Source organism: Fulvimarina fulva (assembly GCF_039652615.1).
Lineage (GTDB): Bacteria > Pseudomonadota > Alphaproteobacteria > Rhizobiales > Rhizobiaceae > Fulvimarina.
Genome location: NZ_JBDJAC010000003.1, coordinates 175,920 through 191,321 on the forward strand (window position 1 = coordinate 175,920; position 15,402 = coordinate 191,321).

Consider the following 15,402-nt stretch of genomic DNA (forward strand, 5'->3'; position numbering starts at 1 on the left):
AATAATAACAGTCGATATTTGTTCTGGACTCACCATACCAATCAGCACATGGCTTTAGTGGTTGCATAAAGAGGAAAAAATTTACTCAACGCCCTGCGCTATCTGAAGTTGGAGAATTACATCAAAAGATAAGTATATAGAAAAAGACTCGAATTTCCTCATTCATCTGGGGAGTTATCTGTGTTTCCGCAGCATATTCTTAAACAAATTGCATTTGAATGGCGACAAAAGACGCGACAAACACGCCTGAGCCCCTCCCATGAAGACTTTTCTGTTCGATAGATCCGGCAATTTCGGAATCACCGCAGCCCTTTTGGCAACGCCCCTCATTCTGGCAGCCGGCGGCGTGATCGACTATGCCGGAGGCCTGCGTGCAAAGAATTCCGCTCAGAATGCCGCCGATACCGCAGTTCTCGCGGGAACCCGTCAAGCGGGAGACCTCGCAAGCAAGAAGGCCAAGGCGAAAGCGCACTTCGAAAGCAACATCAGCGACAATCTCGACGTCGTCTCTCATGCATTCAACGATCTTGGAAACGGCTCCTACGAATACGTGGTCCAGCTTCAACACAAGCCGCACTTTCTTCCGCTCATCGGCATCAACCAGATCGACATGAACGTCAGGTCTCAGGCGCTCGATGCCAAGACCAATCTCGATATCGTCTTCGTTCTCGACGCCTCCGGCTCGATGGGAACGTCCGACGGCGCGACCACGCGAATGGCCGAACTCAAAAAGGCGGTGAAGCTTTTCCTCGGCTCGTTCCAGACCGGTAGCACTGTGCAAGCCGCTCTTGTCCCATTCGACACCCAGGTTCGGGTCGACAACGCGACCATGGTTTCCAACACCGCCACCGCGAACACGTCCAATCCATACGGCGCCACGACGGATTGTTCGACCATCGCCGACCCGATCGATCGAAAGAGCTGCGAGGACAACAAGCCGGTCTATTACGCCGACTGCACGAAGCTCTCGACCGCTCACCGGGTTGACGATGCGTTTGATCGTGAAATGTGCGGGCGCAAGGTCGCGGGCTTCCGCTTCGATTCCACGGGTGCCTACGCCGAAAGCAGCTTCGATTCCTACCAGTATATCGCGACGACCTCGGGCGGTCGCCACAGGATCGTGCGGAACGAAGGCGACAAGTGCACGACTGTCCACAACACGAGCACGGCCGAATGCGTCGGCTTCGTCTACAAGAAGACGGAAGGATACATCTACGATCAGCCGGCGCCCGCGCCGACGGGGCCAGCACCCTCGACATCGAAAACGAATACCGACACCACGGCGACGAACAATCTCCTCGTCCAGGGCAGCGAGACCTGGTCGGGTTGCGTGATCGACCGGTCGCAAAGCTACGACGTCAGTTCGGCGCCGCCGGTCTCCTCACAGCCCTTGACGCAGTATCCCCGCTCCCACTGCGCGCAGTCCTCTCTTCTTGCCGTCAAACCCCTGACGAATAACCTTTCAGGGCTCTCGACCTATGTCGACGGCATGAAGCCGAACGGCAATACGAACCTCACGATCGGCGTTCAGTGGGGCATGGAGGCGATGACGCCGAGCTTTCCCCTCACCGGCGCGCGCACCGATCCGTCCACCCGGAAGATCATGATCCTTTTGACGGACGGCGAAAACACGCAAAACCGCTGGTGGGGCTGGGACCGCCGCGCCGATATCGACGGTCGCGCACGCCTTGCCTGCGACAATGCGAAAGCAATGAGCATGGAAATCTATGCCGTGCGGCTCATCGGAGGCAACGAAACCCTTTTGAAGCACTGCGCCGAGGATGCTCAGCACTATTACGGGGTCAATACTGCGAGCGAGCTCTCCGATGTGTTCGAGAGCATCGCGATAGACCTGCGGCGCATTCGGCTGACGCATTGAGCACAACGCCGCAGGCGTTACCAGCCATAGCTGAAGGTCACGCCGCTGCGGTCCCTGCCGCTCTGGACCAAATCGTCCTTCGATCCGCGTCCGTACTGGAAAATGCCATAGGCATTGCGCTCGCCGGTCTGCCGAAGCGTGCCGGAATGGGCATCGCCCCGCTGTTCGATCAGACCGGTGTTGCCGTGCCCGCTCTGATCGAGACCCGCGCTGTTATTTCGGCCATATTGACGCACCGAGCCGCTCTTGAGGTCGTTGAGGACCGAATAAAGCCGAAGCCCTGTCGAAAGGGCGTTCGATGTCCGACGATCGCCAGGCGATAAGTGGAAGGAGATCTGGCCCGCTGCGGCGGGATCCGAGAAGGCACCGAGACTGCCGGTGGCAAGGACCAGCGCGGCGAATGCGGTTTTCAGGCTGAACATTGGGGTCATGAACATCTCCATCGCCCGCATTTCGCGGGGGCTCTCGGGTACATCTGTTGAAAAGCCTGCCGGGCGGATCGCGATCTGAGGGGCTTGTCGCTCGTTGCCCGCCCGGCGGCGTGCTCAGATACCGCCGACGATCCGCTTCGTGCAGGACGCCGTGTGTCCGCCGACCGTCACCTCCAGATCGGCTTCATATCGGGCGCCGCTCGCAGACAGGGTGACCGTGCCGACCGTTTCCGGCTTACCGGGTTTCACGGTGAAGGGGCCGCTTTGACGAATATCGGTTCCCGATCCGGAGACCTGAAAATCGTACTGGCCGTTTGCCCGCTCCTCCCCGTGGACGAGGGCGGTGAGCGCGACGCCGTGGCCGGTTCGCGACACGGTCAACTCGCAGCGATAGGGCTCGCCGCCCGCCGTCTTGAACAGCGGATGGGCAAGAGCGACGCCGGACGTCGCCATGAGCGCGACGAGCGCGGCGATACGTCCGTGAAATCGGCTGATCGATGGCATGACGGTTCTCCTCGTCGGGGGGGTGATAATCAGATCAGTCGCACGCCTGGACGATGGCGGTGACGTTGCCCTGGCCCTGTTGTGCGACATTGGCGTCGCAGCCATGACCAACCTGCACGCCGGCAGCGATATTGCCGTTGCCGTCCTGGGTCAGGATCGTCGTGTGGTTCGAGCCGAACTGGCCGATGCCGGCGGAATTACGCTTGCCGGTCTGGTAGGTCGCGCCGAAATTGCCGCGTCCGTTCTGGCCGACGACGGCGAGATTGCGCCTGCCGCGCTGGTCGCCGACCTGCGTGTTGTAACGGCCCTCCTGCTGAACGCGCATGCGGTTGCGATAGCCGGTCTGCGAGCCGCCGCTGGAATTGGCCCAGCCGTACTGCTCGGTGCGGAAGCCGTTGGCGGATGCCGGGGCGATGGCGGTGAAACCGGTGAGAGCGAGGATCGCGGCGGTGAGGGGCAGGCGGATCATGGGGACATCTCCTTCAGGGTCGGCGAGATCGTTCGAAAGTGAACACGCTCATCCTGGAACATCCTCGCGGAACCGCTCCTGAAGAGGCCGTTTACCCAACGTTCAGCACCATGGGCGGTCCACCCTCGCCGGGTCTCGCAGGACCCCTAAAGATGTCCAATTCTTAATTCCGGAAATGTCCGACCCCTCTGGCGAGCGATCGGCCGCGTTCTATTTTCGAAGGTACGCCACGCCTCATGGGATCGTGGCCGCAATCCTTTCAATCGAACGCAGCACGTCAGGAAAATCAGGCTTCATCTTTCGGCGGCGAGCGATTCGCTCTTCATGATCGAACGCGAGACGCGCCGGGTCAGAAATTTCGTCGCACGTCACGGCGGTTTTAATACAAGGCCCTACTTGGACGGCAGGGCCGTGAATTGAGAACGCGCGGTCTCGGATGCTCGACGAGGGTCCGCAACTTCGCAGGTAAAAAGGTTCGTTCACGATGAACATCAAAGCAGACATCTCCAATCGCGGCGAATGCCCCTTCGGCGGCACCCGGATCGGCGGCGCTCTGGGCTCGGAGCCGACGCTGGAACACTGGTGGCCCAACCGCCTGAAGGTCGAGCAGCTGCACCAGAATCCCGCCGAAGCCGATCCGCTCGGTCGTGACTTCAACTATGCCGAGGCCTTCAAGACGCTCGACCTCGACGAGGTGAAGAAGGACATCAAGGCCTTCCTCACCTCCTCAGTGGACTGGTGGCCATCCGACTACGGCAATTATGGCCCGCAGATGATCCGCATGGCATGGCACTCGGCGGGCACCTATCGCCGCGCCGATGGTCGCGGCGGCGCCGGACAGGCGATGCAGCGCTTCGCGCCGATCAATTCCTGGTGGGACAACGGCAATATCGACAAGTCACGCCGCCTGCTCTGGCCGATCAAGCAGAAATACGGAACGGCGCTCTCCTGGGCCGACCTCATCATCCTCGCCGGCAACTGCTCGCTGGAAATCATGGACTTCCCGACCTTCGGCTTCGCCGGTGGCCGTGTCGACGCCTGGGAGCCGGATACGGCGATCTACTGGGGCCCCGAAGGCTGGAATGGCAAGAAGCCATTAGAAACCGCACCCGGTCCGATGGAAGGCCATCCCAACCAGATGGTCACCCGCACCATGCGCTGGGAGGGTGAGCCGAAGGACGATTACTACGATCTCGAAAATCCGCTCGCGGCCTCGCATCAGGCGCTGATCTACGTCGATCCGGAAGGCCCGAACGGCAACGGCGACCCGCTCGATTCGGCCCGCGACATTCGCACGACCTTCGGCCGGATGGCGATGAACGACGAGGAAACCGTCGCGCTGATCGCCGGTGGCCACGCTTTCGGCAAGTCGCACGGCATGACCCCGCCCGATCAGATTGGACCGGCTCCCGAGGGCGCGCCGATCGAGGCCATGGGCATGGGCTGGCAGAACCCCAACGGCACCGGTTTCGCCCAGTACACGATGACCAACGGCATCGAGGGCTCGTGGACGCCGAACCCCACCAAGTGGGACAACGACTATCTGACGAACCTCTTCAAGTTCGAGTGGAAGCAGACCAAGAGCCCGGCAGGCGCCCTCCAGTGGATGCCGGTCGATCCGGACGCGCCGAAAACGCCGGATGCACATACCGGTGAAATGCATCCGCTGATGATGATGACGTCGGATCTGGCGCTCAAGATGGACCCGGAATATCGCAAGGTCTGCGAGAAGTTCCTCGCCGATTTCGACGCCTTCACGGATGCCTTCTCCAGAGCCTGGTTCAAGCTCGTCCATCGCGACATGGGCCCGAAGAGCCGTTATCTCGGACCGGAAGTGCCGGAAGAGGATCTCCTTTGGCAGGACCCGATCCCGGATCTCGACCATGAGACGGTCGACGAGAACGACGTGAAGAGTCTGAAGGACAAGATCCTGTCGGCCGGTATCTCGGTCTCCGATCTCGTCTTCGTCGCCTGGAGCGCGGCCTCCACGCACCGCGTCTCCGACAAGCGCGGCGGCGCCAATGGCGGGCGCATCGCGCTCGAACCCCAGTCCAGCTGGGAGGTCAACGATCCGGCCCGCACCAAGAAGGTGCTGGAGGGTCTGCGCCTCATCATGGACGAGTTCAACGCTGCCCAGTCCGGCTCCAAGAAGATCTCGCTCGCCGATATCGTCGTCCTCGCGGGCTGCGCGGCGGTGGAGAAGGCGGCCAAGGATGCCGGCGTCGACGTGACGGTGCCATTCACTCCGGGCCGCATGGACACGACGCAGGAGCTGACGGACGTGGAACAGTTCGACTGGCTGCAGCCGGTCTCGGACGGTTTCCGCAACTATCACCGCACCGACATCGTCTATAACGTTCCGCCCGAGCAGCTCTTCCTCGACAAGGCAGCGCTTCTCTCACTCACGGCACCCCAGTGGACGGCCCTTGTCGGCGGCCTGCGCGTTCTCGACACGAACTGGGATGGCTCCAAGCACGGCGTCTTCACCGACAAGCCGGGCGTCCTGTCGAACGACTTCTTCCTCGCGCTTACCGATATGCGGATGGAGTGGCGCAAGGCCGACGATGCGGGCATGAGCTACACGCTCAACGACCGCTCGACGGGTGCAGAGAAGTTCACGGCGACCCGCTGCGACCTGATCTTCGGCGCGAATGCGCAGTTGCGTCAGATCGTCGAGGTCTATGCCGGTAGCGACGGCCACAAGCGCCTGGTCGAGGACTTCGTATCGGCCTGGAACAAGGTCATGATGCTCGACCGCTACGATCTGGCGGCCTGATCCAAACGGTCGAATAGAAGGCCCAAGATGCCCCGGTCGGCTTGTCCGACCGGGGCATTTTTATATAGCAATCGCTCGATCGCGCCGGACAGTCGATCGAAGACCACCTGGCGCCGTGTCGTCCTGGTGCGGGATGACTGCGATGGTCCGCGCGCCGAAATCGCCAACTTTCAACGTGACTGCTACTGGCTTCATGCCCAACGGCTCGCCGTCTCGCGCAACGGCGGACTGACCCTCGGTGAAGAGGCGATGAACGTCGTCATCGAGGGCGTGTCATCCGGGAAGGGCGGCGGTTGAGCGTTCTTGAAATCCGCGATCGCGAAGCGATCAAACGGATTTCGTATGAGGTCCTGCTTCCGGCGATATCATGTGGCCAGCCCCATCAGATCCGCCTCGCGACCGTGGGGCGCGATGAGCTGGACGCCGGTGGAGAGACCGCCGCGAAAGCCCGCAGGCATGGCGAGAACCGGGCAGCCCGACAAGGTGCCGGGGACGACGCATTCCATCCAGCGATGATAGCTGTCCATGGAACGCCCGGCGATGTCCCTCGGCCAGCGCCATTCGATCGGAAAGGGCCAGACCTGGGCGGCGGGAAGGGCGAGAATATCGAAGCGCTCGAAGAGCGCCACCAGCCGCAAATGCCAGGCTGTGCGCGCCTCATAGGCCCGATGGAGGTCCATCGCCGAAAGCTTGAGGCCGTTCGCGATCTCCCATTGCATCTCCGGCTTCATCAGATCGCGCTTTTGGGGATCGGCGAAGAGATCGCCATAGCGCGCGGCGATAACCGCCTGCCGTTGAAGGGTGAAGCTCTGCCAAAGGCTTTCGGGATCAAGACCGAGCTCGGCCCGCTCAATGCTGCTGCCGGGAATGCGCGCCAGCGCGGCTTCACAGGTTTCGAGAATGCCGTCTTCGGTGGCGAGATGGCCGTCCAGATCGCCAAGCCAGCAGATCCGCACTGTCCGGCCTGCAAATCTCGAAGCCTGATCGATCTGCAGAAGGCCTGAGGACAGAGGCTGGCGCGGATCGGCCCCGGCCTGAACGGCAAGGAGAAGCGCCAGATCGTCCGCGCTTCTCGCCATCGGCCCATCGGTTGCAAGAGAGGCGGAGAAGACATCGCCCGCCGGCAGGCTCGGGACCCGGCCGAAGGAGGGTCTGAGGCCATAGACATTGTTGAAGGCGGCGGGATTGCGCAGCGAGCCGCCCATATCGGAACCGTCGGCAATGGGGACCATGCGCAACGCGAGGGCGACGGCGGCGCCGCCGCTCGAACCGCCTGCCGAGCGGGCAGGATCGAAGGCATTGCCCGTCGCCCCGAACACTTCGTTGAAGCTGTGGGAGCCAAGGCCGAATTCCGGCGTGTTGGTCTTGCCGATGATGATCGCGCCCGCGCCGCGCATGCGGGCCGTGGCGATGCCATCCTCGTCCGGGACGAAATCCCGATAGATCGGCGAGCCGAAGGTCGTCGTCAGGCCTTTGGTCGGCGAAAGGTCCTTGATGGCGACGGGCATGCCGAAGAGTGGTCCGGCCTCTGCGCCTTTCGTCAGCGCCGCGTCGGCGGCGTTTGCTTCAGCGAGGATGTCAGCGCGCGAGCGCAGCGAGACGATCGCGTTGACGCGCGGGTTCTCGGCGTCGATCCGGTCGAGAAAGGCAGACACCACTTCGAGGACGGACAGTTCGCGCGCCTTGATCCGGCGCACGAGGTCGCTCGCATCCATGGCGCAGATCGGCGCAATGGCCGAACCTTCAGGCGCGAGGAGGCGGCCCTCTCCGTCGAAGGGTGTCATGCACCAAGCTCGGCGAGAAGGCCGGCGATGAGGCGCCCGCGCGAGGCGAGACTGTCCACCTCGATATGCTCGTTCAGCGTATGGACGTCGGCGCCGACGACGCCGAGCCCGTCGAGGGTCGGCAGCCCCATCGCCCCGGTGAAGTTGCCGTCGGAGCCGCCGCCTTCGCTGGCATGGGCGAGCGGAAAGCCGAGACCGCCGGCGATGCGCTTGGCGCGCTCGTAAAGGTCCATCGTGCCGGCGCTCGCCTCCCAGACGGGGCGAACGACGCTCTTTTCGACGAAGAAGCCGGTGCCGTCGTCCTTGCGGTCGTTGAAGGCGAGAATCCGCTCCGTTCCATTGTCGAGATCGCCCTGGCGCTTGGCCATGGAAAGACATTCGGCCCGGCAGATCGTCGGCACGCAGTTCACCCATTGCCCGCCGTGCATGACGGAGACCGAGAAGGTGCAGTCGTCGTCGGTCATGTCCTCGATCTCGATGAGCTTGTGCGCCATCATCTTGACCGCCGATTGGCCGGCCTTCAGGGCCGCGCCCGCATGGCTCGGGCGCCCGATGGCGGTCAGATGATAGCGCGCGATCGCATAGCGGCCGGTGACGACCGTGTTGCGCGCCCAGGCCGGCTCGGGAACGAGGATATACTTGTGCTTGGCCGCCTCCGCCTCGATCAGGGCGCGCGTGCCGGGCGTGCCGATCTCCTCGTCCGAGGTGAGGAGAATATGGACCGGAAGCGGGGTCTCGACGCCCATCTCCGCCAGGGCCTTGACCGCGCTGATCGCGGCATAATTGCCGCCCTTCATGTCGCAGATGCCGGGGCCCCAGCAGATATTGCCCTCACGGCGGAAGGGGAGTTTTTCCAAGGTGCCGAGGGGATGGACCGTGTCGAGATGGCCCATGATGAGGATGCCGGGTTCGCCGGCCTTCGGATGGGGAAAGGAGGCCTTCGCGCAGTCGCCGAGCCCTTCGGGGCCGGGAATGATCTCGACGTCAAAGCCCATCCCCTCCATGTCCTCGGCAGCCATCGCCGTCATCTTGTCCACGGACGGCTTGTCATAGGTCGGGCTTTCGAGTTCGACCCAGCGCTTCAGCCCGGTGAGCATGGCTTCCGGGTCGAGGGGTACGGTGTTCACGTCGATCGTCATGTCAGTCCTCGTTTGGTCTGGTCGGCCTGCGGGAGGCTTGCGGGCGAAGAGGGGCCGGTGCCCTATAAACTCTCAGGCTTTCAGCCGCTTCTCGGCGATGCGGGCAAGCAGGCTTGCGCCGATGGGCAGGATCTCGTCGTCGAGGATGAAGCCCGGATTGTGCAGCGGCACCGTGCCGCCATGGCCGACCCAGCAATATGAGCCGGGGACGGTTTTCAGCATGTCGGCGAAATCCTCGCTGCCCATGGTGGGGCGTGGATCGGTGATGACGCTTTCACCGCCGACGATCTCGGCCGCCGCCTCACGCAGAGCCTCGGTCGCCGCCTCGTCGTTTTCGAGCACCGTAAAGACATCGCGAATATCGACGTCGATCTCGCAGCCATAGGTCTGCGCGACACCCGCCGCGATCTCGCGCAGTCGGGCCCGCACCAGTTCGCCCACCTCGTCGTGAAAGAAGCGGATCGTGCCGGCGAGCGCGGCTTCCTCCGGAATGACGTTGTAGGCCGAGCCGGAGATCATTTTGGTGATCGACAGGACCGCCGGTTTCAGCGGATCGACATTGCGGCTGACGATGGTCTGAAGGTTCTGGGCAAGCGCCATGGCGATGATGATGGCGTCCTTCGAATTATGCGGCATGGCCGCATGGCTGCCGCGGGCCTTGATCGCGATATCGAAAAAGCTCGCCCCGGCCATCGCCTTGCCCGGAAACACCGCGACCTGACCGATCTCCAGATCCGGCATGTTGTGAAGCCCGTAGATCTCGTCGCAGGGGAAGCGTTCGAACAGCCCTTCGGCCAGCATCGCCCTTGCGCCGCCGAGGCCCTCTTCAGCCGGCTGGAAGACGAAGACGATCGTGCCGGAAAAATCGCGATTGCGCGCGAGATAACGCGCTGCGCCAAGCAGCATGGTGGTGTGCCCGTCATGGCCGCAGCCGTGGAAACGGCCGGGATTTTGCGAGCGATAGGGAAGATTGGTGAGTTCTTCCATGGGCAGGGCGTCCATATCGGCCCGAAGCCCGATGCGCCGCCCCTCCCCGCCAGCACCTTTCAGGATACCGACGACGCCCGTCCCGCCGATTTCCGTATGGACCTCGTCGAGGCCATAGGATTTGAGGGCTTCGGAGACGATGGCGGAGGTGCGGGTTTCCTCAAAGCCGATCTCGGGATGGGCGTGAAGATCGTGGCGGATCGCGGTCAGATCGGCCTTGAAGCTCTCGATCTCGGGAATGATGGTCATAGTCTTCTCTCCTTGCGGGCCGCATCGAGGGCGAAGCCGCCATGTCCTTGCGTTGTGTCAGCCGGCACCGTTCAGGGCCGGTTCGTACGGCGCCAGGGCGACGCCGGGCCGCAATTTCGTGAAAGGAAGCGAGGCCGGCGACAGCGGCATCGGTCCCGGCGCGGTCGCTGTCAGGATGGTCTCGGCAATAGGCGAGAAATCGGCGCGGAAATGGACCGAGCTTTTCACCACCAGGATCGCTTGCGCCTCCGGCTCGATGCCGACGAAGCGGAACATCTCGCGATCGGCGGCCTGAGCCTTGGCCGAGCCGACGACGATGCTGACCCCGCCGATCGTCAGGCATGCCGAGGGGCCAAGCTGCATCCGCGCCCCTCCATAATAGGGCCCGGGCGCGATGAACTCACCATCGGAGAGGCCCGTGACCTCGAAACTGCCGACAAAGGCCCCATCGCCCGGAACGCCCGATTGGCCGCCGAGAGAGACCGTGAGCGTCGCGCCGAGGCCGGCTTCATGGGCGGCTCTTGCGGCGGCGGGATCATAAAGGACGCCGATCGCCGCGCGTGTCGCGCCGGCTTCGACAAGCGCTTTCAGCATGCCCGTCGTATTGGAATCGCCGCCGGCGCCGGGATTGTCCTGGGTATCGGCGATGACGACCGGTCGATCGGTGGTGGCGGAGAGGCGCATTGCCTCGCGCACAGCCTCCAGCGGCTCGAAGGAAATGCCGGCGAAGGCAGCCCTGGCGGCCTCGACCCCACTTGCAATTGCCTGTGCCGCGCCCTCTGCCGCCTCTTTCGTCGCGCCATAGGCCAGCACCGAGGGGCCGCAATCGGCGATGTCGGCGGCCGGAAAGCCGCAGAGAAAGGAGACCGAAGCGATGTCGCCGGTCTCGATCTCGGGCAGACGCCCATAGATCGCGGCGTTCGGCTCCATATCCGTCGATTGCCAGGCGATCGGGATCAGAAAGGGGATCTGCCGGAACGCCTTTTCGGGCCGCTCGCCTCTGAGAAGACGGACGAGATGGAGTGCGGTCCGCCGGCCTGTGTCAGCCATGTCCACATGGGGATAGGTGCGATAGGCGGTGAGGAGGTCAGCCGTCTCCACCATCAGGGGCGTAACATTGCCGTGAAGATCGAGGCTCGCGACAAGCGGAATGTCGGGGCCGATCACCGCCCTCACCCGCGCCAGAAGCTCACCCTCGCCATCGTCGAGATGCTCGGTGACCATCGCCCCGTGCAAATCGAGATAAACCGCATCGACCGGCAGCGCTGCCTCGATGCCGGCAACGATCCTACCCGCGATCGTCTCGAATGCCTCCTCGGTCACGTGAGCCGAGGGGCTGGCCGCCGTCCAAAGGGTAGGAACAAGAGCCCAGTCCTGGCGCGCGGCCTCCTCGATGAAGCCGCAAAGGCCCATATTGACGTCGCGAAGCGCCTCCAGCACCGCCGGACCTTCGGTCATTGTCGGCCAGCCGCCGCCATGCTCGAACGCGGCAAGGCCGGCCTTCGTCGGCGCAAAGGTGTTGGTCTCGTGCATGAAGCCGCCGACGGCGATGCGCGGGGCGCGTTGACGAGCGCCCTCCCCGGCTTCTGCGGTCATGGCCTCACCTCGTGTCCCGCCCCATCAACCCCCATGGGCGCGAGCGGGCGGAAATTCGGGAAATCCCAATGGCGGCCGGGCGCCGCCTCGATCAATTGCCGCGTATAGGCCTCGCGCGGTTGGCCGAGCACCTCGGCCGTCGGCCCGTATTCGACGATGCGTCCGTTCTGCATCACCACGACCTCGTCGCAGATCTGCGCCGCGACGCGCAGATCATGGGTGATGAAGAGCAGCGCGACGCCAAGCCGGGCCTGGATGTCGTCGAGAAGGTCAAGCACCTGGGCCTGAACCGAGACATCGAGCGCAGACACCGCCTCGTCGGCGACCAACACGTCCGGCTCCATGGCAAGGGCACGGGCAATCGCGATGCGCTGGCGCTGGCCGCCGGAGAACTGGTGCGGATGGCGATCGATGGCGTCGACCGGAAGCCCGACGAGTTCGAGCAGTTGCCGCGCCCGCTCGCGAGCCTCCGTCGCCGACGCCCCGTAATTGATCGGCCCCTCGGTGATGCTGTCGCCGACGGTGAGACGTGGATTGAGCGAGCGGTTGGGATCCTGGAAGATCATCTGAATGCGCTTGCGGGCCGGCCTCAAGGCCCGGCGCGAGAGGCCGGCGATCTCATGGCCGCGCAGGCGGATGCTGCCCTCCGTCGGGTCGATCAGCCGCATCACGCAGCGCGCGACGGTCGACTTGCCTGAGCCGCTCTCGCCGACGACGCCGAGGGTGCGTCCGCGCGTCAGCGTCAGATTGACGTCCTTCGCCGCAACCGTCCCCGCGCGCTTCCTGAACATCGAGGCGCCGCCATAGGTCATGCCGAGCTCGGTGGTCGAAAGCACCACCTCCTTCGAGGTGCTGGCCCGCGCCTCGCGCGGATGGAGCGCCGGCACCGCCGTCAGAAGATCGCGGGTATAATCGCGCTTGGGGTTTTTCAGGATCTCGCCGATCGGCCCCTCTTCCACGAGTTCGCCGTGGCGCATGACATAGACGCGGTCCGCAATATCCGCGACGACGCCCATATCGTGGGTAATGAAGAGAACCGAGGTGCCCAGACGCGTCTGGATCTCGGCGATCAGCTTCAGGATCTCTTTTTGCGTCGTCACGTCGAGGGCGGTCGTCGGCTCGTCGGCGATCAGGAGCTTGGGCTCCAGAACGAGCGCCATGGCGATCATCACGCGCTGGCGCTGACCGCCCGAGAGCTGGTGCGGATAGGAGCGGCACATGCGTTCCACATCCGGCAGGCGGACGAGGGAGAGGATGTCGCGGATGCGGCTCCGCCTCTCGGACCCGCTCATCTGCGAATGGGCCGAAAGCACCTCTTCCAGCTGCCGCTCGATCGTCAGCACCGGATTGAGCGCGGTCATCGGCTCCTGGAAGATCATCGACATGCGGGTGGCGCGCAGCTGGCGCAGCCGCGACGGCGGGGCGGAGAGCACGTCCTCGCCCTCCACCAGAATGCGGCCCGAGCGCGCGGCAAGCGCGCCCTTGGGCAGCAGCCCCATGGTCGCGAGCGAGGTCACCGATTTGCCCGACCCGCTTTCGCCGACGAGACAGACGGTCTCACCGGGCATGACACGAAGCGAAATGCCTTTGAGGATGGGGCTCGGCTTGCGGCCCGCGGTCTCGACGACGAGATCTTCGACGACGAGAACAGCGGCCTTTTCGGCGTCTGTCGGCTCTCCATTCATCGGGGCTACCTCTTCTTTCCGAGCTTCGGGTCCATGACGTCGCGGGCGGTATCGCCCAAGATGTTGATCGACAGAATACAGAGCGAGAGGAAGAGGCCCGGCCAGAAGATGAGGCCCGGCTTCAGCTGAAAATAGAGCCGGCCCTCGGACATGATATTGCCCCAGGACGGGGTCTCGGTGCCGATGCCCGCGCCGAGGAAGGACAGGATCGCTTCCGTCAGGATCGCCGAGGCACAGACATAGGTGCCCTGAACGATCAGCGGCGCGACGGTGTTGGGCGTCAGATGCCGCCACATGATCTTCGGCAGGCTTGAGCCGACGGCGATTGCCGCCTCCACATAGGGCTCCTCGCGGGCCGACAGGACGACCGAGCGCACCAGGCGCACGACGCGGGGTATCTCGGGCACGGTGATCGCGACGAGCACGGTCCAGAGACTGGAGCCGACGAGCGCGACGATGGCGATCGCGAGCAGGATCGCCGGGATCGCCATCAGCCCGTCCATGACGCGCATCAGCACCGCGTCGAGCACCCGGAAAAAGCCCGACAGAAGACCGAGCGGCAGGCCGATCAGCACCGCGACAAAGGCGGCGCCAAGCCCGACGATGAGCGAGGTCTGGGCACCATAAAGGGTTCGCGACAGAACATCCCGGCCATAGCCGTCCGTTCCGAAGGGATGGGCGAAGCTTGCCGGGGCGAGACGGGCCATCGGATCCATCTTGATCGGATCATAGGGCGCGATCAGCGGCGCGAAGATCGCGGCAAGAACGATGAGACCGAGGACGATCGCGGCAAGCGTCGGCGCGAGTTTGAGGGAGGCAAGATCGATCCTCGGCAGGAAATTGCGCCGCACCAAAGGCTTTCCCCCAGGTCCCACGGCGGCAGTGGTCGTTTCCTCAGCCATCAGTAGCGGATCCTCGGGTCCATGAACGCATAGGAGATATCGATCAGGAGGTTGATGACGACATAGATGCCGCTGGTCAGGAGAATAAGCGCCTGGATCACCGGATAGTCGCGGGCAAGGATCGCATCGACGGTGAGGCGGCCGAGGCCCGGCAGATTGAAGACGCTTTCGGTGACGACGACGCCCGAGATCATCAGTGCGAAACCAGTGCCGACCACGGTCAGGATCGGCACGGCGGCATTGCGCAGCGCGTGGCGGAATAGGACGATGCGTTCGGAAAGGCCCTTGGCGCGGGCGGTGCGGATGTAATCCTCGCCGAGAACGTCGAGCATGGCCGCGCGGGTCATGCGAGCAATCAGCGCGATATAGATCGTCGCGAGGGTCAACGAGGGCAGCACGATCCGCTCGAAGAACGGCCAGAAGCCGTCCGAGATGCTCCTGAAGCCCTGGATCGGGAAGATGCGCATGTCGATGGCGAAAAGCTGGATCAGGATGTAGCCGGTCACGAAGACCGGGATCGAGAAGCCGAGAACCGAGATCGCCATGATCGCGCTGTCGGTCAGCGTCGCATGCCGCCAGGCCGCGATGACACCCATCGGGATCGACAGGAGGAGCGTGATGATCATGGTGACGATCGCAAGGCTGAGCGTCGGTTCAAGCCGCTGGTGGATCAGCGTCAGCACAGGCGTCTTGGAGATCAGCGACCGGCCGAAATCGCCGGAAAGGAGCTGGCCGCTCCAGGTCACGAACTGGGTGACGAGCGGCTCGTTGAGCCCGAGACTCTCGCGGATCTGTTCAAGCTGAGCGGGCGTTGCCATGTCGCCGGCGATGATCGCGGCCGGGTCGCCCGGCGTCAGCCGCAAGAGCAGGAAGACGAAGAGTGCGACGACGATCATCACCGGGATCGAGGCGAGGATGCGTCGGATGATATAGGCAAGCATGGCGAAGCCCCGCTCAATGGGTCCGGGGCGCCCATGTCAGGCACCCGTGTCGATGCCCCC

The 15,402-nt window shown here is 63.7% G+C and carries 13 protein-coding genes; 3 read left to right on the forward strand and 10 right to left on the reverse strand.

Going from position 1 to position 15,402, the window contains the following annotated elements; all coding sequences use genetic code 11:
• The first annotated feature begins 259 nt into the window (after positions 1 to 259).
• Positions 260 to 1,879 (forward strand): vWA domain-containing protein, encoded by a 1,620-nt coding sequence (locus tag ABDX79_RS06375; protein WP_346219440.1) that lies wholly within the window; start codon positions 260 to 262, stop codon positions 1,877 to 1,879.
• A gap of 17 nt (positions 1,880 to 1,896) precedes the next feature.
• Here ABDX79_RS06375 and ABDX79_RS06380 read toward each other — a convergent pair whose 3' ends face one another.
• The 3 genes from ABDX79_RS06380 to ABDX79_RS06390 all read right to left on the reverse strand — a co-directional run bounded on the left by ABDX79_RS06380 (position 1,897) and on the right by ABDX79_RS06390 (position 3,283).
• A complete protein-coding gene (locus ABDX79_RS06380) occupies positions 1,897 to 2,310 on the reverse strand; it encodes a curlin (RefSeq protein WP_346219441.1) in 414 nt (137 codons plus the stop codon).
• Positions 2,311 to 2,424: 114 nt separating this feature from the next.
• Positions 2,425 to 2,814: a curli-like amyloid fiber formation chaperone CsgH gene (gene csgH / locus ABDX79_RS06385; protein ID WP_346219442.1), complete on the reverse strand. Its 390-nt coding sequence runs from the start codon at positions 2,812 to 2,814 to the stop codon at positions 2,425 to 2,427.
• A 34-nt stretch (positions 2,815 to 2,848) separates the two neighbouring features.
• Positions 2,849 to 3,283: a curlin gene (locus ABDX79_RS06390; protein ID WP_346219443.1), complete on the reverse strand. Its 435-nt coding sequence runs from the start codon at positions 3,281 to 3,283 to the stop codon at positions 2,849 to 2,851.
• 484 nt (positions 3,284 to 3,767) lie between these two features.
• On the opposite strand from ABDX79_RS06390, the gene katG reads away from it, so the two are divergent.
• Together katG and ABDX79_RS06400 are read left to right on the forward strand one after the other, a co-directional pair.
• Positions 3,768 to 6,059, forward strand: coding sequence for a catalase/peroxidase HPI (gene katG, locus ABDX79_RS06395; RefSeq protein WP_346219444.1), 2,292 nt, complete (start codon positions 3,768 to 3,770; stop codon positions 6,057 to 6,059).
• A gap of 27 nt (positions 6,060 to 6,086) precedes the next feature.
• Positions 6,087 to 6,356, forward strand: coding sequence for a hypothetical protein (locus ABDX79_RS06400; protein ID WP_346219445.1), 270 nt, complete (start codon positions 6,087 to 6,089; stop codon positions 6,354 to 6,356).
• A 68-nt stretch (positions 6,357 to 6,424) separates the two neighbouring features.
• Here ABDX79_RS06400 and ABDX79_RS06405 read toward each other — a convergent pair whose 3' ends face one another.
• The 7 genes from ABDX79_RS06405 to ABDX79_RS06435 all read right to left on the reverse strand — a co-directional run bounded on the left by ABDX79_RS06405 (position 6,425) and on the right by ABDX79_RS06435 (position 15,342).
• Positions 6,425 to 7,843, reverse strand: a complete 1,419-nt coding sequence (locus ABDX79_RS06405; protein WP_346219446.1) for an amidase — start codon at positions 7,841 to 7,843, stop codon at positions 6,425 to 6,427.
• Positions 7,840 to 8,982, reverse strand: coding sequence for a M20/M25/M40 family metallo-hydrolase (locus ABDX79_RS06410; RefSeq protein WP_463671121.1), 1,143 nt, complete (start codon positions 8,980 to 8,982; stop codon positions 7,840 to 7,842). Before ABDX79_RS06410 ends, ABDX79_RS06405 begins: the two co-directional genes overlap by 4 nt.
• Before the next feature lie 72 nt (positions 8,983 to 9,054).
• Positions 9,055 to 10,218 carry a M20 aminoacylase family protein gene (locus ABDX79_RS06415; RefSeq protein WP_346219447.1) on the reverse strand — a complete coding sequence of 388 codons (1,164 nt, stop codon included), beginning with the start codon at positions 10,216 to 10,218 and terminating at the stop codon, positions 9,055 to 9,057.
• 57 nt (positions 10,219 to 10,275) lie between these two features.
• On the reverse strand, positions 10,276 to 11,814 hold the full coding sequence (locus ABDX79_RS06420; protein ID WP_346219448.1) for a M81 family metallopeptidase: 1,539 nt from the start codon (positions 11,812 to 11,814) through the stop codon (positions 10,276 to 10,278).
• Positions 11,811 to 13,499: an ABC transporter ATP-binding protein gene (locus ABDX79_RS06425; protein ID WP_346219449.1), complete on the reverse strand. Its 1,689-nt coding sequence runs from the start codon at positions 13,497 to 13,499 to the stop codon at positions 11,811 to 11,813. The genes ABDX79_RS06420 and ABDX79_RS06425 overlap by 4 nt, the downstream gene beginning before the upstream one ends.
• Before the next feature lie 5 nt (positions 13,500 to 13,504).
• Complete coding sequence (locus tag ABDX79_RS06430) at positions 13,505 to 14,401, reverse strand: ABC transporter permease (RefSeq protein ID WP_346219450.1); 897 nt, start codon at positions 14,399 to 14,401, stop codon at positions 13,505 to 13,507.
• Positions 14,401 to 15,342: an ABC transporter permease gene (locus ABDX79_RS06435; protein WP_346219451.1), complete on the reverse strand. Its 942-nt coding sequence runs from the start codon at positions 15,340 to 15,342 to the stop codon at positions 14,401 to 14,403. The genes ABDX79_RS06430 and ABDX79_RS06435 overlap by 1 nt, the downstream gene beginning before the upstream one ends.
• Positions 15,343 to 15,402 lie beyond the last annotated feature (60 nt).

Bases quoted from the DNA above. Each gene is read 5' to 3' on its own strand.
- katG (WP_346219444.1), top strand. From the start codon at position 3,768: ATGAACATCAAAGCAGACATCTCCAATCGCGGCGAATGCCCCTTCGGC.
- ABDX79_RS06415 (WP_346219447.1), bottom strand. From the start codon at position 10,218: ATGACCATCATTCCCGAGATCGAGAGCTTCAAGGCCGATCTGACCGCG.
- ABDX79_RS06410 (WP_463671121.1), bottom strand. From the start codon at position 8,982: ATGACGATCGACGTGAACACCGTACCCCTCGACCCGGAAGCCATGCTC.
- ABDX79_RS06425 (WP_346219449.1), bottom strand. From the start codon at position 13,499: ATGAATGGAGAGCCGACAGACGCCGAAAAGGCCGCTGTTCTCGTCGTC.
- csgH (WP_346219442.1), bottom strand. From the start codon at position 2,814: ATGCCATCGATCAGCCGATTTCACGGACGTATCGCCGCGCTCGTCGCG.
- ABDX79_RS06405 (WP_346219446.1), bottom strand. From the start codon at position 7,843: ATGACACCCTTCGACGGAGAGGGCCGCCTCCTCGCGCCTGAAGGTTCG.
- ABDX79_RS06430 (WP_346219450.1), bottom strand. From the start codon at position 14,401: ATGGCTGAGGAAACGACCACTGCCGCCGTGGGACCTGGGGGAAAGCCT.
- ABDX79_RS06400 (WP_346219445.1), top strand. From the start codon at position 6,087: ATGCCCCGGTCGGCTTGTCCGACCGGGGCATTTTTATATAGCAATCGC.
- ABDX79_RS06380 (WP_346219441.1), bottom strand. From the start codon at position 2,310: ATGACCCCAATGTTCAGCCTGAAAACCGCATTCGCCGCGCTGGTCCTT.
- ABDX79_RS06420 (WP_346219448.1), bottom strand. From the start codon at position 11,814: ATGACCGCAGAAGCCGGGGAGGGCGCTCGTCAACGCGCCCCGCGCATC.
- ABDX79_RS06375 (WP_346219440.1), top strand. From the start codon at position 260: ATGAAGACTTTTCTGTTCGATAGATCCGGCAATTTCGGAATCACCGCA.
- ABDX79_RS06435 (WP_346219451.1), bottom strand. From the start codon at position 15,342: ATGCTTGCCTATATCATCCGACGCATCCTCGCCTCGATCCCGGTGATG.
- ABDX79_RS06390 (WP_346219443.1), bottom strand. From the start codon at position 3,283: ATGATCCGCCTGCCCCTCACCGCCGCGATCCTCGCTCTCACCGGTTTC.